25 protein-coding genes are annotated in these 23924 nt (G+C 27.0%); 16 read left to right on the top strand and 9 right to left on the bottom strand.

Annotation, left to right across the window (positions count from 1 at the left end; translation table 11 throughout):
- Nucleotides 1-69: 69 nt before the first annotated feature.
- The 6 genes from RT575_RS03870 (at nucleotide 70) to RT575_RS03845 (ending at nucleotide 9319) form a co-directional block, all read left to right on the top strand.
- Nucleotides 70-2118, top strand: a complete 2049-nt coding sequence (locus RT575_RS03870; protein WP_313578954.1) for a T9SS sorting signal type C domain-containing protein — start codon at nucleotides 70-72, stop codon at nucleotides 2116-2118.
- Nucleotides 2119-2123: 5 nt separating this feature from the next.
- Nucleotides 2124-2366 carry a hypothetical protein gene (locus tag RT575_RS03865; protein WP_313578952.1) on the top strand — a complete coding sequence of 81 codons (243 nt, stop codon included), beginning with the start codon at nucleotides 2124-2126 and terminating at the stop codon, nucleotides 2364-2366.
- A 66-nt stretch (nucleotides 2367-2432) separates the two neighbouring features.
- Nucleotides 2433-3728 (top strand): TlpA disulfide reductase family protein, encoded by a 1296-nt coding sequence (locus RT575_RS03860; protein WP_313578950.1) that lies wholly within the window; start codon nucleotides 2433-2435, stop codon nucleotides 3726-3728.
- Between the two features lie 255 nt (nucleotides 3729-3983).
- Nucleotides 3984-7097, top strand: coding sequence for a UvrD-helicase domain-containing protein (locus RT575_RS03855; RefSeq protein WP_313578948.1), 3114 nt, complete (start codon nucleotides 3984-3986; stop codon nucleotides 7095-7097).
- On the top strand, nucleotides 7090-8898 hold the full coding sequence (gene uvrC / locus RT575_RS03850; protein ID WP_313578947.1) for an excinuclease ABC subunit UvrC: 1809 nt from the start codon (nucleotides 7090-7092) through the stop codon (nucleotides 8896-8898). The genes RT575_RS03855 and uvrC overlap by 8 nt, the downstream gene beginning before the upstream one ends.
- Nucleotides 8876-9319, top strand: a complete 444-nt coding sequence (locus tag RT575_RS03845; RefSeq protein WP_313578945.1) for a PLDc N-terminal domain-containing protein — start codon at nucleotides 8876-8878, stop codon at nucleotides 9317-9319. Before uvrC ends, RT575_RS03845 begins: the two co-directional genes overlap by 23 nt.
- A gap of 361 nt (nucleotides 9320-9680) precedes the next feature.
- Here the strand turns inward: RT575_RS03845 and gcvT are convergent, their stop codons facing one another.
- Both gcvT and RT575_RS03835 read right to left on the bottom strand, forming a co-directional pair.
- Nucleotides 9681-10757, bottom strand: coding sequence for a glycine cleavage system aminomethyltransferase GcvT (gene gcvT, locus RT575_RS03840; RefSeq protein WP_313578943.1), 1077 nt, complete (start codon nucleotides 10755-10757; stop codon nucleotides 9681-9683).
- An 81-nt stretch (nucleotides 10758-10838) separates the two neighbouring features.
- Nucleotides 10839-11201, bottom strand: a complete 363-nt coding sequence (locus RT575_RS03835; protein WP_313578941.1) for a hypothetical protein — start codon at nucleotides 11199-11201, stop codon at nucleotides 10839-10841.
- Between the two features lie 43 nt (nucleotides 11202-11244).
- Between RT575_RS03835 and RT575_RS03830 the strand changes: the two genes are divergently transcribed.
- The 3 genes from RT575_RS03830 to RT575_RS03820 are packed head-to-tail and all read left to right on the top strand — an operon-like array spanning nucleotide 11245 to nucleotide 12576.
- Nucleotides 11245-11970 (top strand): YiiX/YebB-like N1pC/P60 family cysteine hydrolase, encoded by a 726-nt coding sequence (locus tag RT575_RS03830; RefSeq protein ID WP_313578939.1) that lies wholly within the window; start codon nucleotides 11245-11247, stop codon nucleotides 11968-11970.
- A gap of 14 nt (nucleotides 11971-11984) precedes the next feature.
- Entirely contained in the window at nucleotides 11985-12377 is a 393-nt protein-coding gene (locus tag RT575_RS03825) for a hypothetical protein (RefSeq protein WP_313375591.1), read from the top strand.
- 16 nt (nucleotides 12378-12393) lie between these two features.
- Nucleotides 12394-12576 (top strand): hypothetical protein, encoded by a 183-nt coding sequence (locus tag RT575_RS03820; RefSeq protein WP_313375589.1) that lies wholly within the window; start codon nucleotides 12394-12396, stop codon nucleotides 12574-12576.
- Here the strand turns inward: RT575_RS03820 and RT575_RS03815 are convergent.
- The 4 genes from RT575_RS03815 to RT575_RS03800 are packed head-to-tail and all read right to left on the bottom strand — an operon-like array spanning nucleotide 12573 to nucleotide 14700.
- Entirely contained in the window at nucleotides 12573-13025 is a 453-nt protein-coding gene (locus RT575_RS03815; protein ID WP_313578937.1) for a peroxiredoxin, read from the bottom strand. The genes RT575_RS03820 and RT575_RS03815 overlap by 4 nt on opposite strands.
- On the bottom strand, nucleotides 13022-13432 hold the full coding sequence (locus RT575_RS03810) for a 6-carboxytetrahydropterin synthase (RefSeq protein WP_313385353.1): 411 nt from the start codon (nucleotides 13430-13432) through the stop codon (nucleotides 13022-13024). Before RT575_RS03810 ends, RT575_RS03815 begins: the two co-directional genes overlap by 4 nt.
- Before the next feature lie 12 nt (nucleotides 13433-13444).
- On the bottom strand, nucleotides 13445-13960 hold the full coding sequence (gene idi, locus RT575_RS03805) for an isopentenyl-diphosphate Delta-isomerase (protein WP_313385351.1): 516 nt from the start codon (nucleotides 13958-13960) through the stop codon (nucleotides 13445-13447).
- 26 nt (nucleotides 13961-13986) lie between these two features.
- On the bottom strand, nucleotides 13987-14700 hold the full coding sequence (locus RT575_RS03800; RefSeq protein WP_313385350.1) for a biotin--[acetyl-CoA-carboxylase] ligase: 714 nt from the start codon (nucleotides 14698-14700) through the stop codon (nucleotides 13987-13989).
- Nucleotides 14701-14795: 95 nt separating this feature from the next.
- Here RT575_RS03800 and rsfS point away from each other — a divergent pair, with 95 nt between their 5' ends.
- From rsfS to RT575_RS03770, 6 genes are all read left to right on the top strand, one after another.
- Complete coding sequence (gene rsfS, locus RT575_RS03795; protein ID WP_313375582.1) at nucleotides 14796-15164, top strand: ribosome silencing factor; 369 nt, start codon at nucleotides 14796-14798, stop codon at nucleotides 15162-15164.
- A 22-nt stretch (nucleotides 15165-15186) separates the two neighbouring features.
- Entirely contained in the window at nucleotides 15187-17199 is a 2013-nt protein-coding gene (ftsH, locus tag RT575_RS03790; RefSeq protein WP_313385348.1) for an ATP-dependent zinc metalloprotease FtsH, read from the top strand.
- A 132-nt stretch (nucleotides 17200-17331) separates the two neighbouring features.
- Nucleotides 17332-17940, top strand: coding sequence for a hypothetical protein (locus RT575_RS03785; protein ID WP_313578934.1), 609 nt, complete (start codon nucleotides 17332-17334; stop codon nucleotides 17938-17940).
- 2 nt (nucleotides 17941-17942) lie between these two features.
- A complete protein-coding gene (locus RT575_RS03780) occupies nucleotides 17943-18791 on the top strand; it encodes a phosphatidate cytidylyltransferase (RefSeq protein ID WP_313578932.1) in 849 nt (282 codons plus the stop codon).
- Nucleotides 18788-19438 carry a phosphatidylserine decarboxylase family protein gene (locus RT575_RS03775; protein WP_313385343.1) on the top strand — a complete coding sequence of 217 codons (651 nt, stop codon included), beginning with the start codon at nucleotides 18788-18790 and terminating at the stop codon, nucleotides 19436-19438. Before RT575_RS03780 ends, RT575_RS03775 begins: the two co-directional genes overlap by 4 nt.
- Nucleotides 19439-19519: 81 nt before the next feature.
- On the top strand, nucleotides 19520-19789 hold the full coding sequence (locus RT575_RS03770) for a hypothetical protein (protein WP_313578930.1): 270 nt from the start codon (nucleotides 19520-19522) through the stop codon (nucleotides 19787-19789).
- A 12-nt stretch (nucleotides 19790-19801) separates the two neighbouring features.
- On the opposite strand, the gene RT575_RS03765 is transcribed toward RT575_RS03770, so the two are convergent.
- A complete protein-coding gene (locus tag RT575_RS03765; protein ID WP_313385341.1) occupies nucleotides 19802-20425 on the bottom strand; it encodes an HAD family hydrolase in 624 nt (207 codons plus the stop codon).
- Nucleotides 20403-20996 (bottom strand): phosphoribosyltransferase family protein, encoded by a 594-nt coding sequence (locus RT575_RS03760; protein ID WP_313385339.1) that lies wholly within the window; start codon nucleotides 20994-20996, stop codon nucleotides 20403-20405. Before RT575_RS03760 ends, RT575_RS03765 begins: the two co-directional genes overlap by 23 nt.
- Before the next feature lie 279 nt (nucleotides 20997-21275).
- Here RT575_RS03760 and RT575_RS03755 point away from each other — a divergent pair, with 279 nt between their 5' ends.
- Nucleotides 21276-22685, top strand: a complete 1410-nt coding sequence (locus RT575_RS03755; RefSeq protein WP_313578928.1) for an amino acid permease — start codon at nucleotides 21276-21278, stop codon at nucleotides 22683-22685.
- Nucleotides 22686-22764: 79 nt separating this feature from the next.
- Here RT575_RS03755 and RT575_RS03750 read toward each other — a convergent pair whose 3' ends face one another.
- Entirely contained in the window at nucleotides 22765-23922 is a 1158-nt protein-coding gene (locus RT575_RS03750) for a PepSY-associated TM helix domain-containing protein (protein ID WP_313578927.1), read from the bottom strand.
- Between the last annotated feature and the right edge of the window lie 2 nt (nucleotides 23923-23924).

The following is a 23924-nucleotide window of genomic DNA, read 5'->3' as shown; positions in this document are numbered from 1 at the left end:
ATTTGTAACTAGTAGTATTAATTATAATTAATACTACTAACAACTAACTAAAAAAAACAACATATAATTATGAAAAAGAATCTACTTGCTTTATTTGCATTAAGTGGAATATTTAGTACTACTTATGCACAAGATACCTATATTAATGACGCTGTTGTTGTAAAAGTGAATCCTAATACTTTATTCTATAATGGAGGAGCTGTAGCTGTAAATACAACTAATACAACTGCTACAACAGAAAAAATCATTAATGAAGGTAATATACAAATTGAAGGTAACTTTTCAAACGCTAATACTACAGGTAAAAACTTTGTTAATAGATATATCAGTACAAATTCTTATGCCCAATTAAAAATTAACGATGTGGGAGATGTAACAGGTAAGATAACAATCGAAAGACCTAATTTTGATGCTACAAAAGGTGAGTATTATGACTTCGGATTACCTTTTCAAGATGATAATATAGAAGATATTATAAATAATATAACTGGTTCTAATAGTACATTTAAAGGTGATTGTAAAGTTAATCAAAATTGCGGTACTAATAGATATAATGAAACTTTATTATTGTGGGATATACATGAAACAGAATATGACCATGTACCTCTAGGTAGTAAAATCATTCCTGGTAGTAATTATATTATAAATACTAGAAATGGTGAATTTAGAAATTTTCTTATTAATATTTCTTCTAGTAATAAATTTAGTACCTATGGTAAACCTAATAATAAAAATCTTATATTAGATAATATAGAAAGTGGAATTGTTAATAAATCTGAGTCTCAATTCTCTGAATTAACATGGGGTAACTGGAAAAATCTTTTAAATAATTATAATGAAAAATACGTTTCTTACTTAGGAAACAATGTCGCTGATACAAATGCTAGATATGGAAAAAATTTACATAGGTTTTCTAATCCATTTACTTCTAATTTAGACTTGAGTGATATATCTATAGATAATTCATGGATTAAGTTTATAATTGATGGAGTAGTCAAAAGTCCTACACAAACTTTTGATCCTACAGCAATAAAATTTAAATTAAATAAACTAACTAGTAATAATTCTAATTGGAATATCGAAAATGGAGGTAGTAATCCTAACATCACTCGAATTAGTGTTTATTTACAAAAAGGAACAAATCAATCTACACCATATTTTTGGGCAGGAAATCCAGATGCTTTAATAATAAAGCCTTTCGAATACTTTGAAATTGATTATTACACAATGATTAAAGCAAGAAATGGAAATAGTAATTTGGTAAAAGCTAATTTTAACATTTCTGACTCTCAAAAAACATTTGAGAATGAATATAAATACAAAAATAATACAACTGGTGTTTATTCTAGAAATAGTGCTAATAATTCTAATGAAGACATTATTGAATCTAAAGGTTTAATTGCTGGTAATGATTTTACTCAATTAGAATTATCATTATTTAATGAAGAAAACTCCCAAGGTGATGCAATATATTTAGTTAATTCTAGTTTTTATAAAACTGGAGATAATCTTGAGGAATCTTTTACATATAATCCTATTTTCTTACATGAAGAAAACAAAGATGGATCTATAATCTTAGAATCAGAAACATTATTTAATCAATTTAACTCAGATGATTATATTGGAAAACCTATTAAAATTGGTTTCAATAATCTAATTGAAGGTCAGGAATATACAATTAATTTGAGATTTTTTGAAAAATCTATTTTAAATAAAGTTAAAAATTTTAGTACTGGTAATTATTATTTATTAGATAAAGTTAAAAATAATGTTACAGAAATTAATTCTGAATCTAAAATCAATTTCATTGCTAATTCTAAAACATATGACCAATATGAATTATATTGGAAGCAGAAACCTAGTCTAAATAATATAAACAATATAAATTCTACGTTTATATACACAGATAACAATTATCAATTTGTTAAATTTGAACAGTCTAATACTACTGCAGATATAGATGTATTTGATTTAACTGGACGTAAAATATTATCTAAGAATGCTGTTACAACAAGTTCAGATTATCAATTGAATTTAAATAATATTTCGTCTATTTACGTTGTAAAAATTACATACAAGAATGGTAAAACAGTAACCAAGAAAATAATCAAAAAATAACACCTATGAAAAATTCTTTAAAATTCTATTTACTATTAATTTCTTTTTGTGTAATAAATGTAAATGTTTTTGCTCAAGATTGTGATCCTGAAGATCCTGATTGTATTCCAACTCCAACTGACCCTAATACAAATACACCTGGTAATCCAGGAACACCAATTGATGGTTATTTACCTGTGTTAATTATTACAGCAGTTACAATAGCAGGTATATATTCTTATAAACAAAGAAAACTTATTCAAAAATAAATTCTTAAATTTAAAACCTCAATCAAATTGATTGAGGTTTTTTTATACTACAAAAACAAACCAAAAATGAAAAATAAATATATACTCCCAGTTTTAGTTTTAGGGAGTTCAGCATTTGGACAATTTACAGTTTCAGGACAATTTGAAAATTACCCAGAAAAAACTGTTCTTGTAAAAATATATGATAATGCAGAGCTTAAATTACTAAAAAATACAAAAACAGATAATCAAGGAAATTTTTCTGCTAATGTCCCAAAAGAATATACTGGAATAGTACGTGTTGATTTACCTACTGGAGAAAACGTTGCGCTATTAACAGATAATAAAAACATTGAGTTTAAAACAACAACAGGACAAGATTTTGCTAAAAATTTAACTGTTATAGAAGGTGATGCTCAAAAAGATTTAGTTAAAGCAGAAGAATTACAACCTTTAAATGATGTACAAGCACAAGTATTTCCATACTTAATGCAAATGTACAAACCTACTGATGAATTCTATGTTGCAATGATTAAAGAAGACAAGCGCATTAATTCTATAAAAAACAATACTAAATTCACTCCTTTAGTTAGCTACATTAATAGTCTAAAAGAATTAAAACAAAAAGCTCAAAATAATACAGATCCTCAATTAGAAGAAAATATCATAAAACATTTTGTAAATGATGACGAAAAATTAGAGCAATCTGGCTTATTTAGTGATTTAGTTTTTGCCTATATCAATTCTAGTATTTCAAAAGCTGGAGGAAAAGATATAGAAAACAATCTTATTTTAGCAACTGATAATATTCTTAATAAAACAGATATACAGACAACAAGAGGACAAAATGTTCTAACAACAATTCTAAACTTTGTACCAGCTGATCAATACCCAAATTTTCACAAAAAATATGTCGATAAAGTAAATGGATTGACATGTAAAATTACTGATCAATTGAAAAAGAAAGTTGGACAATCATCTAGTATAAAAATAGGTACCAAAGTTCCTAATATAACTTTCGATCAAGCTATTAAAGGGAAGAAATCTTTATATGATATCAAAGCAAACCAGAAATTAATAGTTTTTTGGGCTTCTTGGTGCCCTGCTTGCCAACAAGAAATTCCATATATCAAAGAATATTATAAAGAATTTAAAGCAAAAGGAGGAGAAATCGTTGCTATATCTTTAGATTATGATAAAAACGAATTTGATAAAGCAATCAAAGATTTTTCATGGTACAATTATACAGATTTATTACGTTGGGATTCTCCAATTGTAGAACAATTTGGTGTTGAATCTACTCCCACTTTATTGTTAGTAGATAAAGATAATAAATTAATAAAAATTGCACATCACATTTCAGAATTTGAAGCAGCAAAATAAAATATAGAAAAGGTTAAAGATTATTTTTTAATCTTTTTTTATTAAATAAATTGGGCAATCGCTACGCAGCGGGCTTTATGTTTCAATCTTTTCTAATTATTTAGCAGAAATCAAAATATATTTAATTAGGAAAGGATTTCCACTGCAATCCCTATTGCAATCAAAAAATATAACAACTTTTTTATGCGTCATGTTTTGGCATTTTCATTTTCTATATTTGAGAAGATTGTTTAACTTTCATAAAAATTCAGAACATTGTTACAAGCAGGCGATTTCAAAATTTACAATGCATCAGCTGGTGCAGGTAAAACTTATACATTAGTAAAAGAATTTATTTCATTATTACTAATCAACGAAAGCGATTATCATTTCGAGCATATATTGGCAATAACATTTACCAATAAAGCTGCAGGAGAGATGAAAGAACGTATTGTAGAAAAATTAGAAGAAATCGCAAATACAACAAATCCAAAAGAAGATGCATACATCTTAGATTTATCGAACGAACTGAATTTAAAACCTGAAATAATAAAAACGAAAGCTCATCATATACTCATAGCTATCCTACATAATTATTCTAAATTTTCTATTTCAACCATTGATAAATTCAACCTAAGATTAATGAAATCTTTTGCACAAGATTTAGGATTATCAATGAATTTTGATGTTGAAATGAATACCAACGAAATTATCTCTGAATCTGTCGATTTACTTTATTCTAAAATCGGTGAAGATGAAAAACTTACGCAAACCATGATAAAAATTGCGCTAGATAATATGGATGATAATAAATCTTGGGACATTAGAAAAGCACTATCTGAGGATACGAATGATATATCAAATGATAAACATTTACAAGATTTAGAAAAACTGAAAAAAGTTTCTTTAGATGAATTTATTCGCTACAGAGATACAATTTATCAAAATATAAAAGACCTAAAAAATGGTTTAGTACTTATTGGGGAAGAATTTTTTGAATTACTTTCAAAAAATGGTATTTCCGTAAATGAATTACCAAATAAAACGAGAGGTATATATAGTTTTTTCAATAAGTTAAAAAATTATGACGGTTCTGGATTAATTTTACCAAGTGATTCTAATACTAAAGAAATTGAGGAAGGTATTTATTTGGATAAAGTAAAAGATGCTACAGCTGAAGCTATTTTTCCTGAGATTAAAGAATTATTTATTAAAGCAGGAACAATTAATGATTATTTAGTATTATTTACTTCTATTCAGAAAAATATATCATCTATATCACTAATTAATGAAGTTGAAAAATCGTTAGATTCAATAAAAAAAGATTCAAATGTTTTATTGATTAATGAATTCAATACCATTATTAGTAAAAATTTACAAGAACAACCTGCTAATTTCATTTACGAAAGAATTGGTTCGCGATACAATCATTATTTTATTGACGAATTTCAAGATACATCATCTTTACAATGGAATAATCTAGATCCTTTAATAGAAAATGCAAGAGCACAATCTGATACAATTATGTTGGTTGGTGATGCTAAACAATCTATTTATCGTTGGCGTGGAGGAAACCCTATGCAAATGATTGACTTAATAGAAAATAAAGAAGATGAAAAAATTAGTGTTGAAGAATTAGATAAAAACTGGCGAAGTCATGAAAATATTATCCAATTCAATAATGAATTATATACTTTTATTGCTCCGAGTTTAAATTTACCAAAATTTCAAAATTTATACGAAATTGGAAATAATCAATTAACAAATCATCAAAAAGATGGTTTTGTAAAATTAAATTTCATTGAACAAGAAGGACGATCTAAAGATTTATTTAAAGAACAAAATTTAGAATTAGTTCTCAAAACTATTCATGAATGTTTAGAAAATGGTTTTACGCTAAGTGATATTGCTATTTTAGTAAGAAATAATGCACAAGGTATTTTATTAGCAAAACACTTAACAGAAAATAATTTAGTGGTGATTTCTAATGAAGCTTTACTCTTAAAAAATTCATTTGAAATACAACTTATACATTATCTTTTCAAAATTACAGCCAATCCGATAGACGATCAATCAAAAGTTCGTTTCTTAATGGTTGCTTATGAATTACAACTTTTCCAAACAGAAGATTTAACAATTACTGTAGAAAATGCACTGAAAGGAGGTTTAAATAAATTTATTCAACAAACAAAAGCCTTAGGGATTGACATTAATTTTATAAAAGATCAAAACTTATCTCTGTATGATTTTACTGAAAAAGCAATCCGTACACTTTCTTTAGAGGAAAGATCTCCTGCTTACATATTAAGTTTCTTAGATGTTATTTTAGATTATTCTTCTCGAAATGAATCTGATCTTAATTCGTTCTTAGAATTTTGGGATACCATAAAAGATAAAGCGAGTATAAAAACTCCAAAAGGTGTTGATGCAATACAAATTATGACAATTCATAAATCAAAAGGTTTAGAGTTTCCAATTGTTATTCTTCCATTTTTAGATTGGCAAAGTAAAAATTCTAAAATCTGGATTCCTTTAGAAAAAAATGAAGAAACACCTTTTGATACATTTTATGTTGGAATTAATAAAGAATTAAAATCAACAAAAAATGAAAAAATTAAACATGAAATAGATAAAGAAGAAAATCTAGTTCAGCTCGATGAAATCAACACATTATATGTTGCTACAACTCGTGCCAAGGAACAATTATATTTGATGGCTCAGAAACCAAAAGAAAAATCTACATCAAGATCAATTGCTAATTATCTTCATGATTTTGCTTTTTCTAAAGGATTTTCTGGTGATGAAATTATTCTGAAGGGATCTCCAAAACGTGTATCAGAAATAAAAAATAAGAAAAATTCTTCTTCTGAACTAAAACTTTATTCTTCTGATTGGAATACACGTTTAGTGATTAATACAAACTCTGAAAGAGCACAAGAAAAACTAAAGTTTACAGAATTTGGGAATACTGTTCACTCTATTCTATCACAAGTAAATAAAGCACATGATTTGCATAAAGTGATAGAAATTGAAAAACAAAAAGGTTCTATTTCTTTAGAGAATGTGGGACATTTAGAAAAAACTTTGCAAAATCTATTACAAGAACCTAAATTAGCACCTTACTTTGCTGATGATTTAACGGTTCTTAATGAACGAGATTTTATTGATGAAAACGGGCAAGTTTTTAGAGCCGATCGTGTAGTAATTGACAAGGATAATTATTGTTCTATTATTGATTATAAAACAGGTCAACCAGAATTAGATCATCATTTTCAAGTTAATCGTTATGCAGATTTTTTTAGAAATTTAGGTTATACAATCAAATCTAAATTATTAATATATATAGATGATGCTCAGCAAAAAATAAATGTCGTAGAGATTAATGAATGATACTATAAAATTAAAATTAGCCAGTTTACCAGAAACACCAGGGGTTTATCAATATTATAATAAAAAAGGTGATTTATTATATATTGGTAAAGCAAAAAACTTAAAGCGTCGTGTAAGTTCTTATTTTAATAAACAACATGATTCTAAGCGCCTACGTGTTTTGGTGAGTAACATAGAGAATATTGAAACTATAAATGTCAATTCGGAATATGATGCTTTGCTTCTGGAAAATAATTTAATTAAAGAGTATCAACCACGTTATAACATTCTATTAAAAGATGACAAAACATATCCTTGGATTTGTATCAAAAATGAGCGTTTTCCTCGTATTTTTTCTACTCGAAATGTAATCAAAGATGGTTCAGAATATTTTGGTCCCTATTCTAGTCTCAAAACAATGAAAGTTTTATTGGGATTAATCAAAGAATTGTACCAATTAAGAACTTGTTCTTATGATTTGAGCGAAAAAAATATAGAAAATAATAAGTATAAAGTTTGTTTAGAGTATCATATAGGGAATTGTTTAGGTCCTTGTGAAGGTTACCAAACTGAGGAAGAATATGCTGAACAAATTTCTGCTATACGAAATATTATAAAAGGAGAATTTAATGAAGCAAAGCAGTATTTAGTTAATCAAATGACTAAATATGCTTCGGAATTAAAATTTGAGAAAGCTCAAATTATTAAAGAAAAAATTGAAGCTTTACAAAATTATCAAGCTCGTTCTACCATTGTTTCTCCAACAATATCAAATGTTGATGTGTTTTCTGTTTCTTCTGACGAAGAATATGCTTATGTCAATTTCATGAAAATATATCATGGTTCTATTATTCAATCACATACAGAAGAATGGAAAAAGAAATTGGACGAAACAGATGAAGATATTTTAGAACGCGCAATTATTGATTTCTCTGATAGATTCAATTTAAATTCTAAAGAAATTTATGTTCCTTTTGAATTAAGCATCGAAATTCCATTCAGAAAAATTACAGTTCCTAAAATTGGAGATAAAAAACATATTGTAGATTTATCTTTAAAAAACACAAGAATTTATCGATTGGAACAATTGAAGCAAACAAAAATTGTTGATCCTGATAGACATACCAATCGTATTATGAATCAAATGAAAATTGATTTACGTCTACCAGAAGAACCAAGACATATAGAAGGCTTTGATAATTCTAACATTCAGGGAACAAATCCTGTTTCTGCGTGTGTTGTTTTCAAAAACGGAAAACCTAGTAAAAAAGATTATCGAATTTTTAATGTAAAAACAGTCGAAGGTCCAAATGATTTTGCAACAATGGAAGAAGTTATTGAAAGACGATACACTCGTATTTTAGCAGAAGGAGAACCTTTACCTCAACTTATATTAATTGACGGAGGAAAAGGGCAATTAAGTTCTGCTCTAAAATCAATTGATCGCCTTGGATTACGAGGAAAAGTTTCTGTAATAGGAATTGCGAAACGTTTGGAAGAGATTTATTATCCTGATGATCCTTATCCATTGTATTTAGATAAAAATTCTGAAACATTAAAAGTCCTACAACATGTTCGTGACGAATCTCACCGTTTTGGAATTACACGACATAGAAATCGCAGAAGTAAAAATGCTTATAATTCTGTGCTTGAAGAAATTGAAGGAATAGGCCCACAAACAATTAAAGAATTATTAACAAATTTTAAGTCGGTAGAAAAAATAAAAAATGCATCTTTGTTAGAACTAACCGATCTAATAGGGAAATCTAAAGCAAAAAAAATTAAAGATTATTTTTCGAATGATGAAAAATCTACTGATTGATAGAGATTTAACTTCTCTTATAAATAATAAAAAATTACAAGCTATTTTAGCAATTGTTCCAATAGCTTTATTTCTATTAGCTATACTTAGCTATTTTGGAATATTTTTTTCTATGTTTAATACACTTGATACACAATTAGGACACATAGGAAATTCAAAATCATTATTAACAGCTTTTTTAGGAAACTTAATTATATTTATCTTCTTAGTACTAATGAGTTTTTTTATAGGTATTGTGTCTTTTGTATTTTTTATTGTACATGCTTTAAAAAATCCTAATCTTACAAAAAATGATGACCGATTACTTTGGATATTAGCAATTATTTTTTCTAATGTTTTTGGAATATTTTTTTATTGGCTAATACAAATAAAAAGAAAAAATCCTCGCCCTATTGTTGATTTATTTTCAAATGAAGTTTAATTAGAAAATAAAAGAGACTTTAATTAAAAAGCCTCTTAAGATCATAATTAGTGTTAATTTTAATTATTACTTTCTACTGTGTTAGTAATTATTAACTTGCCAAAAGTATGTTATTTAATAGTCTACAACAAATGTTTTTAAGAATACTTTAATATTATTTAACATTTTTATCACATTAATATAATTAAACTATATTTTTTAGAAAAAATTAAAATTATCAAGCTAAAATTTCACATATTTTTTTTAAGATATTTAATAACGAAAATAAAACTCTACAATTTAAGTAGGAAATAATAATTTTTAAATAAAAAAAGTCTGTTTTAATGGTTTAAAACAGACTTTTTTTTATCATTTTATATTTTTATACAAAAGGTAATTTTACTACTTCTGCTAAAATATTTTTATCACGTATTTGTATTCTAATTTTTGTTCCAATTTTAGCAAAGTCAATATGAACATAAGCCAAACCTATTCCTTGTTTCAAAATAGGCGATTGTGTTCCAGAAGTTACAATACCTATTGTATTTTCATAATCATCTACAACTTTATAATCATGGCGAGGAATACCTCTTTCAATCATTTTAAAACCTACAAGTTTCTTTTCTACTCCTGCCTCTTTTTGTGCTTTTAAAATATCGGAAGAGATAAAACCTGTATCTAATTTTGTTACCCAACCAAGTCCTGCTTCTAATGGTGTTGTCTCATCATTTATATCATTTCCGTATAAACAATATCCTTTCTCCAAACGTAATGTATCACGAGCAGCTAAACCACAAGGCTCGATCCCAAAATCTTTACCAGCTTCCATTACTTTGTCCCACATTGCATCAGCTTGCTCGTTTGCAAAATAAATTTCAAAGCCTCCTGATCCTGTATATCCTGTAGCAGAAATAATAACATTTTCTATTCCAGCAAAAGTTCCTATTGCAAAGTGATAAAAAGGAATTTCAGCTAAATTAACATCTGTTAAAGATTGCATTGCTTCAATAGCTTTAGGACCTTGAATAGCTAACAAAGACATCTCATCAGATTTATTTGTCAATTCAACTCCAAAAGTATTGTGTTTGTTCATCCATTCCCAATCCTTATCGATATTCGATGCATTTACAACAGCCATCCATTCGTTATCAGAGATTTTATAAATAATTAAATCATCTACAATTCCTCCCTTTTCATTTGGCATTGCATTATATTGCGCCTGACCAATAGCAACTTTACTTACATCATTTGTTAGTAAATATTGTAATAAATCTGTTGCTTTTTCGCCTTTTAAGAAAAATTGTCCCATGTGAGAAACATCAAAAACACCAACTTTTTCACGTACTACAAAATGTTCTTGGTTAACACCTGAGTACTGTACTGGCATTTCATATCCAGCAAAAGGAACCATTTTAGCACCTAAATCTTTGTGCTTTTGGTTTAATGCAGTTATTTTCATTGTTTGTTTGCTTTGTATTACTTTATAAATATCCCAAAAATAAGGAATTAATTTTTAGAAATATTTTAGTTGATAAAATTATTATCTTATTTTATGAACAATTTTCAGTTTACCTTCCGTTGCTTTATAAGGCTGAAAATACATGATTGATTCTCCTGTTTTAAATTCATTCATAAACTTCTGATTTATTTTTCCAGAAAGTTTTACAGCTTCACATTTTTGACAAGGTTGAATAATTATTGTATCATTGGTATTTCCTTTTATTCTTACAATTTCATAAGAATAATCTTTATTTGGCTTTGATGAAATTTTGCTCTCGATTGGATTATGAAAACTATCTATAAAAAAAACTCGTCTATATTTATTACTACCAATTATAATAGCAACACCAACTAATATCAATAATGTAACAATTGATATGGTTAAAATTTTTTTATAATTCATCTTTTTGGTTAATTCGTAGATTAAATGTAATAATTCATTCCGAATGAAAAAAATATTCGCTTTATTTCCTATCATTTCAATATTATTTACATTGATATTGAATAGTTGTAGCACAAAAACAATTGATAATAAAACAATTAAATTAAATAAATTACAAAATGGAGATTTAATTTTTGTTGGTGCACAAAAAGAAAATTTATCTGGAGCTATAAACAGAGTAACTAGAACATCCAAAAACTTAAATTTTGACCATATTGGATTAATAGAAAAAACAAAAGATTCTATTTTTGTTTTACACGCAACTACAGATGGAGGTTCTAAACGAGAAAACATAGGTAGCTTCTATATTAAAAATCATAAAAACAATAATCAATTAGAGATTTATAGATTAAAAAAAGAATTTCAATATTCTATCCCAAATGCCATTACGAAAGCAAAAACAATGTTAGGAAAACCTTATAATTGGTTATATATCTTAAACGAAAATCAATATTATTGTTCAGATTTTATTGAACGAGCTTTCCGAAATGATAAAATTTTTGAATTAATACCTATGAATTTTAAAAATAGTGAAACAGGAAAAATTGATGATTTTTGGATAAATTTTTATAAAAAACAAGGAAAAAATATACCACAAGATGAACCTGGTACAAATCCAAATCAATTAGCAAATTCGGATAAATTAAATAAAATTGGAATTTTAGTGGTTAGAAAGGTAAAAAAGAACAAAAAGACGGCCGTCACGTTGAGCATGTCGAAACGTTATTAAACAAAATCAAAAAAATGCTTTTAATTAACATCTTAACAATACTATCAATCAATTTATTATTAGCCTTAAATATTAAAATAAAGAATAGAATTATTCTAGTTATTTTATTAGCACTTGGATTTATAACTTTAAATCTGATTTTTAAAACATTTGAAAACTCATTTATTATATATTTAGTTTTACTATTTTCAGTAGGAACTATTTTTGCTAAATTATTTGAAAAATATGCTCCTTTAAATGATAAAATTAATGGTACTGAAAAATTCATAAAATTTAGATTTATCATTTTTAGAATTATTTCCCCACTTCTAATAACAATTTTTCAAATCTTATTATTGAGCGATACTAACATACAAAAAGATATTTTGAAGGACAGTCAACAAAACAGTATAAAAGCTGTTAAATAATGTATATTTTTACCACATGAAACAGAACATTATTTATTCTATTGTATTTTTCTTCGTTTTATTTGGATTAAAATACTTGTTTGATAAAAGTGATACAGAATCTATGCTGATAACTTCACTTATAGGAACAGCTATATTTTTTATTTACCGAGTTATTGTACGTAAATATTTATATAAACAAAAAGACCAAGAAGATTAATTTTCTTGGTCTTTTTTTATTGCATCAATTGCTTTTTCTATATGAGTATTTGCTAAATTTGAAACAATATGTTCTATTAAAAATCCATTTTTATTAAATACAAAGGTTTCTCTTGGTGTTAGCAATCCAAATTTCTTTTTAATACCTAAAAGTTTAGATAGCTTCCCTCCTTTGTCCGACAATAACGGAAAATTTAATTGATGTTTATTATAAAATTTTTCATGTGAAGATGTAGATTGTCCATTAATTCCTACAACAATTGCATCTAATTCTATAAAATCTGCATTCAAATCACGAAATTCACAAACTTCTTTTGTACAAGTTGGTGTAAAATCCATTGGATAAAAAAACAACACAAAATATTTTTTATGTAAAAATTCATCCGAATTAAACCAATTCCCTTTATTATCTTCCAACGAAAAAGTTGGTATATGTTCTCCTATTTTCATTCTCCAGCGTATTCTACAAAATTTCTTGGTGTTTCATAAAGCGTAACTTTTAATTCTAATTCCTTAGAAAGCTTGGCTCTAATTTTATTCCAGACTAAAATAACAATATTCTCTGCAGAAGGATTTATATTTTTAAATTCCTCTATATCTACATTCAAATTTTTATGATCTAAATAATCTTCTACTTCTACTTCTATTATTTTTCGAAGCTCATCTAAATTCATTACAAATCCTGTTTCTGGATCTACTTCTCCTTTTACAGCAACAATAAGTTCATAATTGTGACCATGATAATTAGGATAAGAACACTTTCCAAAAACTTCGAAGTTTTTTTCTTTACTCCAATTCTGATTAAATAATCTGTGCGCTGCATTAAAATGAGCTTTTCTATTTACAGTTACTTTCATCTTATTATAGTTTTATGCCTCAATATACGAAACATAGTGTTCAAAAATTATTTTAAACCATGCTGTATATAATTGAGGATTCTTTTCGATGTCTTTTTTTAATTCATCCAATTCTACCCAACGATAAGCCATAACTTCATCAGGATTAAGATTTGGCTCATTATTATATATACCTATATAAACATGATCTAATTCATGCTCAGTCAAATTATTATCTAAATGAGCTTTGTAAATAAAACTAAATTTAAATTCTAATTCACAATCAAATCCCATTTCTTCCTCCAAACGTCTATGAGCACCTTCTATATAGGTTTCATTTTCTCTTGGATGACTACAACAAGTATTTGTCCATAATGTTGGTGAATGATATTTACTTGCTGCACGTTGTTGTATCATTAATTCTCCTTTAGAATTAAATACAAAAACAGAAAACGCACGATGTAATAAACCTGCAACATGAGCTTGTTGTTTTTCCATCAACCCAAGTTTATTATCATTTTCATCTACTAATACAACAAATTCTTTCATATAACAAAAATAGCTTTTTTATAGAATTAAAAAATAAGTTCAATCTCTTTATGTTTAAATTCTTTTAAAACTGAATTAATCTCAATCATCAAATTTCCTGCATCATTTACATCCCGAATTATTCCATTAATTAATTCTCCATTTAATCTAAATTCAGAAACAACATCTTTTTTGAATAAATTATCTAAATAAGTTTTATGAATCAATTCGATTTTTTTTTCTTCCAAAATATAATATTGATCTTTAAATAGTGACATTAAATCTGTCAAAATTTCATTTATGTCATATTTTTTGTCAGTTACATTCTGTATAGAAGTTGCTTTAGGTAAGTGATTAAAATCAGTTTGATTTACATTTAAGCCTATCCCTATAATAGAATTCATAACTTTATTTGACCTATGATTTTCAATCAAAATACCACAAACTTTTTTTTGATTAAGTATAATATCATTTGGCCATTTTACTTTTGTTTCAAAACCATAACGTTTTATAAATAAACATATAACATTAGAAATCCATTCATTAAAATAAATCATTTCCTGAAAAGAATAATTTGTTTTTAGTAAAAAACTAAAAGTCAAATTTTCTCCTGCAGCAACTTTCCATTCGTTACCAGCATAACCTTTACCTTTTGTTTGATTTTTAGTATGTATGACAGTCCAACTGTTGGCATCTTTTTTGGATAAATCAATTAAATATTCGTTGGTACTAGGCAAAGAATCAAAACTTATTAAGTTCATTTTTTTTTATTAATTTTATACAGAGGTTAAAGTTATTTTAAAATGTTCAAAACTTTAATAAGGATTCACTAAATTTGTCGATTACAAAATTAAAAATGATAGATACTCAATATACAAAGGACTTGCTAGATAGCATTGTTGACGGAATTACAAACGTAAAAGGTGAAGAAATCACTATTTTAGATTTAAGAGAAATTGAAAACGCATTTTGCCAATACTTTGTCATCTGTACAGGTAATTCAAATACACAAGTAAGTGGTATTGCAGCTTCTGTAGAAAGAACTGTGAAAACAGAAATGTCAGAAAGACCTTTTCATGTAGAAGGAACTCAAAACAATCAATGGATTTTATTAGATTATACTAATGTTATAGTCCATGTTTTTCAAAAAGAACAAAGAGAATATTACGATATCGAAAGTCTTTGGGGCGATGCTATAGAGACACGTATCGAAATGGAATATTAATCATAACTGAAACCAAAAAAAATTGAAAAAAAATAATTTTAAACCGTCGGGGTTTAATCCTACTTGGATTTATGCCATTATAGGATTATTACTGATTGCCTTTTTATTATTTTCTGATAATATAGGTGGAGTAGGAAGTACTACAAAAAGTATTGACCGTACTACGTTTTTATCATATGTAGAAAAAGGTTACGTAAAAGAAGCTGATTTAGAAAAAGAAACAGGTAGAGTAAGTGTTTTCTTAACAGATGCAGCTCTTAATACTGAAGAATTTAAAAAATTCAAAAATTCTAACGAAAAATTAAACTTTTTTTCTAGTGCAACACCAAATTTTGTTTTTAATGTTGCTGATGCTGGAAATTTTGAAAAAGATTTTTACGATAACGTAGAAAAAAGCCCTAATAAAACTGCTAAATTAAATACTCAGGTTCCTAGTGGATTTGGAGGATTATTCATGAATCTTTTTGTATCTCTAGTTTTCTTTGGATTAATCTACTTCTTGTTATTTAGAAGAATGGGTGCTGGAGGTTCTGCTGGAGGCGGAGGCGGTATTTTTTCTGTAGGTAAATCTAAAGCTAAATTGTTTGAAGGAGAAGATCATATCAAAACTACTTTCAAAGATGTTGCAGGTTTAGAAGGTGCAAAAGAAGAAATAGAAGAAATTGTAGAGTTTCTTAAAAATCCAGACAAGTTTACAAAACTTGGAGGTCGAATTCCTAAAGGAGCATTATTAGTAGGCCCTCCTGGTACAGGTAAAACATTATTAGCAAAAGCTGTTGCAGGAGAGGCAAAAGTTCCTTTTTATTCTTTATCTGGTTCTGATTTCGTAGAAATGTTTGTTGGTGTTGGAGCATCTCGCGTTAGAGATTTATTTAAAAATGCTAAAGAAAAATCACCTTCTATCATATTTATTGATGAAATAGATGCTATTGGTAGAGCACGTGGAAAATCTAACTTTACAGGTTCTAATGATGAACGTGAAAATACATTAAACCAATTATTAACTGAGATGGATGGTTTTGGAACAGAATCTAACGTAATTGTTATTGCTGCTACAAACCGTGCTGATGTATTAGATAAAGCATTAATGCGTCCAGGTCGTTTTGATCGTATTATTCATGTAGATTTACCTGAATTAAATGAACGTAAAGAAATTTTCCAAGTTCATTTACGTCCTTTAAAATTAGGAGAAGATGTTGAAATTGAATTTTTAGCTAAACAAACTCCTGGATTTTCTGGAGCTGATATCTTTAATGTTTGTAATGAAGCTGCTTTAGTTGCTGCACGTAAAAACAAAGATGTTGTTGAAAAACAGGATTTCTTAGATGCTGTTGATAGAATTATTGGTGGATTAGAGAAAAAGAATAAAGTTATTAAACCTTCTGAGAAAAAGCGTATCGCTTATCATGAAGCTGGACATGCTACTATTGGTTGGTTAACAGAACATGCTGCTCCATTAGTAAAAGTAACTATTGTTCCTAGAGGACGTTCTTTAGGTGCAGCTTGGTATTTACCAGAAGAAAGACAAATTACTACAACAGAACAAATGTTGGATGAAATGTGTATGACTATGGGTGGTCGTGCAGCAGAAGAAGTAATATTTAATAATATATCTACAGGAGCTTTAAGTGACTTAGAAAAAGTAACAAAACAAGCCTCTGCAATGGTAAGTATTTACGGTTTAAATAAAGAAATTGGTAACGTTTCTTACTATGATTCTTCTGGACAAAATGAATATGGATTTAGTAAACCTTATTCTGAACAAACAGCTCAAACAATTGATAAAGAAGTTAAAAAAATGATCGAAGCTCAATATGAAAGAGCAAAAGACATTTTACGAGAACACAAAGGTGAACTAGATATTTTAGCTCAAAAATTAATTGAGAAAGAAGTTATTTTTAGAGAAGATTTAGAAGAAATCTTTGGACCTAGAAAATTTGTGAACGAATTAGATCAAATTCAAGAAAAAGAAGAAGAAGCCATTGAAGCTGGACCTGAACAAGTAATTCAGCCAGAAGCTGGAAATGATATCTAATTAATTCATTATTATATATAAAAAAAATCGTCTTGTTTAAGACGATTTTTTTTTGCATACTACTAATTCAATTTAAATTTAGTACCTTTAAATTTAAATTGAATTTTCTGATTCTAAAAGTCAAAGATATTCATGTGGAAAGCAATTAAAAATTTACTTAAAAAAGCAACAAAAATAACTGAGGAAAATACAAATGAAGAAAATCATATTGATTTATTTCATCCAAATTACTCTGAAAATAATACATCTGTAGATGAAGTTTTTGCAACAAACTTTAATGCTGGTGGTGGACACTTTTTGTTCTGTGAAAATGATAATGAAGCCTTTCAAAATTTAAAAGAAATTATAAAGTATGAAAATGTTACTGAATTAATTTGTTTGGATAGTAATTTACAAGATATTTTATACAAAAACAATATCCCTTTTGTTAGCAATCCCACAAATTCACCATATACGCTTAGTTTTCTTAATTGTGAATTTTTGATCGCATTTGATGGTAGTATAATGTTATCAGCTCATCAAACTTCTGGAAGAAATATAGATGATTTTCCATCAAATTTTATTATCTATGCACGCCCATCTCAATTAGTAGAGAATGTAGGTGCAGCATTACAAAAATTACGAACATTAAAAAAAGAAAACCTTCCATCTAAAATAACTTCCATTCGCGGCAAGAATATGCACAGATTCACGAACATCCAGAATGCGAAGAATATTTATTTGTTATTGGTTGAAGAATAACTATGAAGAATTTTTCAATGAGAGCTATTTCAGGTATTATTTATGCTCTTTTCATTTATTTAGGAACCACTATACATCCAAAGGGATTAATTGTCTTGATGATGATTTTCGGTCTTTTCTGTTTGTATGAATTTCTAAAAATTACAAATCTTAAAAATAAATTATTCCAATTTGGTTCTATATTAACAACTATAGTAATTTTTGCTTATTATAGTAAAGAATTTCTAAATTCATTTGAAATTTCAAATCATTACTTTTTTTATTTAAAAAGTTTATACTTTATTATACCAGTTCTTTTTGTATTCAGTATTTATATTATTTTTAAGTCTACAAATGAATTACTAAATGACTTTGGTAAATTTACATTAAGTATAACATATATTATTTGTCCATTTGCTCTAGCCTTAACTTTACCAAGTTACGATTACAATTTAGGAGAAAAAGTTATGCATTATGAAGTATTTTTTATATTTTTATTACTTTGGTGTAGTGACTCATTTGCTTATCTTACAGGAAGTTTAATAGGAAAACATAAACTTGCTCCTAAAATTTCTGGCGGTAAAACATGGGAGGGTTTTTTTGGAGGAATTATTTTCACACTAATAGCTGGATTTATTATTGAAACCTTTTTTAAAGGTAATCTACAAGGTAATTGGATTATTATAAGTCTTATTATCGCTATTTTAGGACCCTTAGGAGATTTAACAGAATCTAAATTAAAACGATTTTTTAATGTAAAAGATAGTAGTAATTTAATTCCTGGACATGGTGGTTTTTTAGATCGACTAGATAGTTTTATATTTGTCGTTCCATTTGTTTATTTATATTATTTATTCATATATACTTTATGAAACTTCACAGAGAGGGAACAGCAATTTTAATAGGCTGTTTAATTATTTTTGCAATAGCTACAGTAGTTTTGCATCACTTTTTTCCAATTTATGGATTATATTTCGCTTTACCTTTATGGGTTTTGTATGGTTTTATTGTGTGGTTCTTTCGCAATCCTATTCGAGAATCAGATTCTTCAGAAAATTGTATAATTGCACCTGTTGATGGTAAAGTAGTTGTACTTGAAGAAGTTTTTGAAAATGAATATTTAAATCAAAAATGTATTCAACTTTCAATCTTCATGACACCGCTTAATGTTCATGTTACTCGTTATCCAATCAATGGTAAAGTTATTTATTCTAAATACCATCCTGGAAAATTTTTAGTAGCTTTTCATCCAAAATCATCAGAATTAAACGAAAGAACAACTGTCGTTGTTGAAAATGAAGATAAAACAAAAGTTCTTTTTAGACAAATCGCTGGTGCTGTAGCACGTAGAATTGTTTGTTACAGTAAAGAAAATGATATTGCTGTCGCTGGAAAAGAATATGGATTTATAAAATTTGGTTCTCGTGTAGATATATTTTTACCTCTTGATACTGAAATCAATGTAAAAGTTGGAGATAAAACCAAAGGAGGAATTCAAAAAATTGCTCAATTAAGATAAATCATTTAGTAGAAATCAATGTTTTTGACTACTTTTGTAGTAAACAATAGTAAAAATAACCTTACAATAAATTTGTACGACATGAAAAAATTAACTCTTTTAGTAGCTATTGCAGCTCTTGCTACTTCTTGTAATTTCAAAGCAAGTGGAAATCATGGAGTAATAGAACTAGAACATGAGCCAGCTACTGCTGAAGAAATGCACCATAAAGTTGAACATGCTGAGCATGAAGAACACGAAGAGCATGTTGAAGCAGCAGAAGTTCATAAAGAAGAAGTAAAAGATTCTACGAAAGTTGCAACAGAAGAATCTGCTCAAGCAAAAGAAAATACAGAAAAAGCTGATCATTAAGATTCAGCTTTTTTATTTTATTTCTATTTTTGATGAATAAAGATTAACATAGCTTTGTACAGTTTCTTTATTGGGTGAAATTAAATATATTTTTTTTGCATTTTTAGCCAATAAAATATCATCATTAGAATCTGTAAATAAAAAATCATATTCCTCATCGTTAGTAAGAAAGTTATTTTTAATTAAGTTAGATAATTTATTTTCTTTAAAATTATCTAAAAGCAATCCATTTTTTACGACAGATCCTACGATTAAAATAGTATCAATTTTTAAATAATTTTTTATGTATTTCTTTAAATATTTTTCTGGAGCAGCAGAAGAAATCGCTAAACTATAATTTAAATTATTTAACTTTATTAATTCATTTAATACATCATGATTAATATATTTATGTAATTTTTCACAAAAAATTATATCATATTTCTCTTCATAATTAAGTAATAACAATTCCTTCTTAAAATCTTTGTGAGATATTTTTTTTATTATTTTTCTTAAAAAAATTAAATACGATATTTTAAAAAATAATCTAAAATTAAATTTTCTTAAACTAATTATCCAAAGAAATAAAACCCAATAAGTAAATGAATTTACAGAGATTAAAGTTTTATCAAAATCAAAAATTGCTTTTTTGTCCATCCAATGACCAAGGGAATCTAATTAATACATCTGAATATAAATAATAATCTGGAATAATTGATGCTTTTGTATCAGTAACTACAACAGATAAAGTTGTAATATTAATATCAGAATTAATATATTTATTAATTCCTTCTAGTACTTTTTTAAGAGTTGCACCAGAATCAACAGCATCATCAACAATCAATATTTTGTCATATTTCAAATAATCAATATCATTTGGTATAAATATATCTCTATGTAAATCCTTATTATTAATTAAAATTGAATGCTCTAAAACTCTCAATTTATTTAATAGTAATTCAGGTAAAATATTAAGACCTTTCTTTAAAATAAATCTTGTTCTTTTATTTTTTTTAATTTTAGTTGAAGATCGTTGACATATGACTCCTACTAAATCTACTTTTTCTGATGTATAAGATTGTAACTTTTGTGCTACTATCTCAGCTAAAGGCATTCCTCCTTCTTTGATACCTATAACTAAACACGTTGTATCATTATCTAAAAATTTAGAAATTTTATTCGTTAAAAATTTATCAAATAAATTATGATTAAAATTAAGTACTTCCATTAAAATTTAGAATCAATCTAATATATTAACTAATATTGTCTATAACTATTGCTGTAAAACAAAAAAAATAAAATTTATTTTTTACTTATCTCTGTTGAATTATGAATAATTTAATTACTAAGAAATAAGAGCACAATATATTACATTTATATCATAAAAAAAGGATGATAATTACATATTTTTTATTTATTTAACTTTTATTTTATATATTAAATTAAATATTAATGTAATAGTAATATATTGAAAAAATAATTTATTAATCTTATTAACTCTCATTTTATGTCTATTTGGAAAATTAAACCATTATCAAAATTAATTGAAGATTCTAAAGAGTCTGATGGTGGTTTAAAAAGATCTCTTTCCTCAGGAGCTTTAATAGCTTTAGGTATTGGTGCTATTATTGGCGCAGGTTTATTTAGTTTAACTGGAATTGCAGCTGCTGATCATGCTGGCCCTGCTGTAACATTATCATTTGTACTCGCTGCTGTTGGTTGTGCTTTCGCCGGACTTTGCTATGCTGAATTTGCATCAATGATACCTGTTGCAGGAAGTGCATATACATACTCTTATGCTACCATGGGAGAATTTGTTGCTTGGATTATCGGTTGGGATTTAGTTTTAGAATATGCATTAGCTGCAGCAACCGTTAGTGTTAGTTGGTCGGCATATTTAGATAAATTACTACTCCAGTTTAATATTCATATTCCGCAAGAACTATTACATGCTCCTGCTGATGGAGGAATTGTAAATCTACCTGCGATTATTATTGTTTGTTTACTTTCTCTAGTTCTAATTAGAGGTACAAAAGAGTCTGCAATAATAAATAATATTTTAGTTATTTTAAAAATTACTGTTGTTATAGTGTTTATAGCTTTAGGCTGGAGCCATATAAACCCAGCTAACCATGTTCCGTTTATTCCTAAAAATATTCCTGGAACAGACTTTGGGGGGATGACTGGTATAGCAGCTGGAGCTGCAGTTGTATTCTTTTCTTTTGTTGGATTTGATGCAGTATCTACAGCTGCTCAGGAGGCTAAAAATCCTCAAAAGGGTATGCCTATTGGAATTTTAGGATCTTTAGTAATTTGTACTATACTATATGTATTATTTTCTTGGGTTATGACAGGCTTAGTTCCCTATACTGTATTTGCTGGTGATGCTTCACCTGCGGCTACAGCTTTTGCTGCAACTGGATATACATTTTTACAAACAATATTAATTATTGCTATTATTGCAGGATATACGTCTGTAATTTTAGTTATGCTACTTGGACAAAGTCGTGTTTTTTATAGTATGAGCAATGATGGTTTATTACCTCCATTTTTCTCAAATATCCATAAAAAGTTTCATACACCTTGGAAGACTAATTTATTTTTCTTAGTTTTTGTAAGTATTTTTTCAGGATTTGTCCCTATAAAAGAATTAGGTCATATGGTTAGTATAGGTACACTATTTGCTTTTTGTTTAGTTTGTGTTGGTATTATTGTTATGCGTAAAAAAATGCCTAATGCAGAAAGAAAATTTAAAGTTCCATTAGTTCCATTAATCCCTGTTTTAGGTGTTGTTGTATGTGTTTATTTAATGACTTCACTTACAAAAGAAAGTTGGTATAGACTTATAATATGGTTAATTATAGGTGTTTTTATTTATTTCTTTTATGGTAAAAAACATAGCAAAATTGATGATTAGATAAAAATAATACATTCATATAAAAAAATCAGATTAAAATTATTTTAATCTGATTTTTTTTATATTTTAATATCAAATATTATTTTTTCTTCTTAAACCACCATACTAGAAAACCTGTTATTGGTAATGAAGCTCCTATTAATGTTATAAAAAAATAAACTGCTCTTCCGAATAAACCTGCATATGAACCTATATGTAAATCATAATTTAATTTTACAATTTTTCCCGCAAAATCTGCTTGATTAAATTCTTGTGCATAAATAGATCCATCATCTAATTTCTGTCCTGAATTTCTATCATAAGAAGCCATTTTCATATCATAAAATTTACGATGAGATTGATATGAAAAAATATTGATTGTCGAAACCGAATCTTTTGGTATTGTGAAGTAATAACCTTTCAGTTTAGAAGATTTTATTGCATCTTCCCATGAAATATGCATCATTTCTGATAATTTATCAGGATTATAATTCGTTATATCGGATTTTAATTCTTTTGGTTTTTCTATTGATTTTCCAAAAGATGTAGACCAATATAAAAATTTATTAAACCAAGGTAAACCATAAAACATACCTGTCATAGAAATAATGATTAATATAATTAAAGAGTAAAATCCTAATACATTATGTAAATCATAATTTAAACGTTTTGTTTTTGCCCCCCATTTTATTGTAAAACTTTGTTTTTTTATTGCTTTAGTCCATTTTTTGGGCCACCATAAAACTAAACCTGTAAGTAAAGTAATAAGAAAAATTAGTGTACTATAATTAATAATTGGTCTACCTATTTCTCTTGGTAACCAAAGTGTACGGTGACCTTTTAAGGCCCAACTAAAAAAATCAAATTCTTTTTGAAAAGATGGTCTTTTTATAATTTCTTTTGAAAATGGATTCACATACAATAAGAAACCTGTATTTCTTTCTCCAAAACCTATTGCAGCTGCTTGTCCAGTCGGTCTCCAAATAAAAGTAGCTTCTTTATCTGGATATTCTTTTTTAGCTAATAAATATAATTCACTAGGAGAAACCATTTGTAAACCCTCATCTCTTACTATTAACTCAGGATAAATAATATCTGATATTTCATCTTTAAAAGATAATATAGCTCCTGTAATAGCTATAATAACGATTATTATTCCAGAAAATAAGCCTAGCCACAAATGTAGCCAGGCTGATATTCGATAGAATAAACTTCTTTTATTTACTTTTTTTTTAACCTTACTCTGTCTTTTTTCCATTT

This window comes from Chishuiella sp., from assembly GCF_032109125.1.
Classification (GTDB): domain Bacteria; phylum Bacteroidota; class Bacteroidia; order Flavobacteriales; family Weeksellaceae; genus Empedobacter.
This window is presented reverse-complemented; position numbering and strand designations above follow the sequence as displayed.

What these genes read in the sequence shown, in the direction of transcription:
- RT575_RS03870 (WP_313578954.1), top strand. Translation starts at nt 70, where the DNA reads ATGAAAAAGAATCTACTTGCTTTATTTGCATTAAGTGGAATATTTAGT.
- RT575_RS03865 (WP_313578952.1), top strand. Translation starts at nt 2,124, where the DNA reads ATGAAAAATTCTTTAAAATTCTATTTACTATTAATTTCTTTTTGTGTA.
- RT575_RS03860 (WP_313578950.1), top strand. Translation starts at nt 2,433, where the DNA reads ATGAAAAATAAATATATACTCCCAGTTTTAGTTTTAGGGAGTTCAGCA.
- uvrC (WP_313578947.1), top strand. Translation starts at nt 7,090, where the DNA reads ATGAATGATACTATAAAATTAAAATTAGCCAGTTTACCAGAAACACCA.
- RT575_RS03845 (WP_313578945.1), top strand. Translation starts at nt 8,876, where the DNA reads ATGATGAAAAATCTACTGATTGATAGAGATTTAACTTCTCTTATAAAT.
- gcvT (WP_313578943.1), bottom strand. Translation starts at nt 10,757, where the DNA reads ATGAAAATAACTGCATTAAACCAAAAGCACAAAGATTTAGGTGCTAAA.
- RT575_RS03835 (WP_313578941.1), bottom strand. Translation starts at nt 11,201, where the DNA reads ATGAATTATAAAAAAATTTTAACCATATCAATTGTTACATTATTGATA.
- RT575_RS03830 (WP_313578939.1), top strand. Translation starts at nt 11,245, where the DNA reads ATGAAAAAAATATTCGCTTTATTTCCTATCATTTCAATATTATTTACA.
- RT575_RS03825 (WP_313375591.1), top strand. Translation starts at nt 11,985, where the DNA reads ATGCTTTTAATTAACATCTTAACAATACTATCAATCAATTTATTATTA.
- RT575_RS03820 (WP_313375589.1), top strand. Translation starts at nt 12,394, where the DNA reads ATGAAACAGAACATTATTTATTCTATTGTATTTTTCTTCGTTTTATTT.
- RT575_RS03815 (WP_313578937.1), bottom strand. Translation starts at nt 13,025, where the DNA reads ATGAAAATAGGAGAACATATACCAACTTTTTCGTTGGAAGATAATAAA.
- RT575_RS03810 (WP_313385353.1), bottom strand. Translation starts at nt 13,432, where the DNA reads ATGAAAGTAACTGTAAATAGAAAAGCTCATTTTAATGCAGCGCACAGA.
- idi (WP_313385351.1), bottom strand. Translation starts at nt 13,960, where the DNA reads ATGAAAGAATTTGTTGTATTAGTAGATGAAAATGATAATAAACTTGGG.
- RT575_RS03800 (WP_313385350.1), bottom strand. Translation starts at nt 14,700, where the DNA reads ATGAACTTAATAAGTTTTGATTCTTTGCCTAGTACCAACGAATATTTA.
- rsfS (WP_313375582.1), top strand. Translation starts at nt 14,796, where the DNA reads ATGATAGATACTCAATATACAAAGGACTTGCTAGATAGCATTGTTGAC.
- RT575_RS03785 (WP_313578934.1), top strand. Translation starts at nt 17,332, where the DNA reads ATGTGGAAAGCAATTAAAAATTTACTTAAAAAAGCAACAAAAATAACT.
- RT575_RS03780 (WP_313578932.1), top strand. Translation starts at nt 17,943, where the DNA reads ATGAAGAATTTTTCAATGAGAGCTATTTCAGGTATTATTTATGCTCTT.
- RT575_RS03775 (WP_313385343.1), top strand. Translation starts at nt 18,788, where the DNA reads ATGAAACTTCACAGAGAGGGAACAGCAATTTTAATAGGCTGTTTAATT.
- RT575_RS03770 (WP_313578930.1), top strand. Translation starts at nt 19,520, where the DNA reads ATGAAAAAATTAACTCTTTTAGTAGCTATTGCAGCTCTTGCTACTTCT.
- RT575_RS03765 (WP_313385341.1), bottom strand. Translation starts at nt 20,425, where the DNA reads ATGGACAAAAAAGCAATTTTTGATTTTGATAAAACTTTAATCTCTGTA.
- RT575_RS03760 (WP_313385339.1), bottom strand. Translation starts at nt 20,996, where the DNA reads ATGGAAGTACTTAATTTTAATCATAATTTATTTGATAAATTTTTAACG.
- RT575_RS03755 (WP_313578928.1), top strand. Translation starts at nt 21,276, where the DNA reads ATGTCTATTTGGAAAATTAAACCATTATCAAAATTAATTGAAGATTCT.
- RT575_RS03750 (WP_313578927.1), bottom strand. Translation starts at nt 23,922, where the DNA reads ATGGAAAAAAGACAGAGTAAGGTTAAAAAAAAAGTAAATAAAAGAAGT.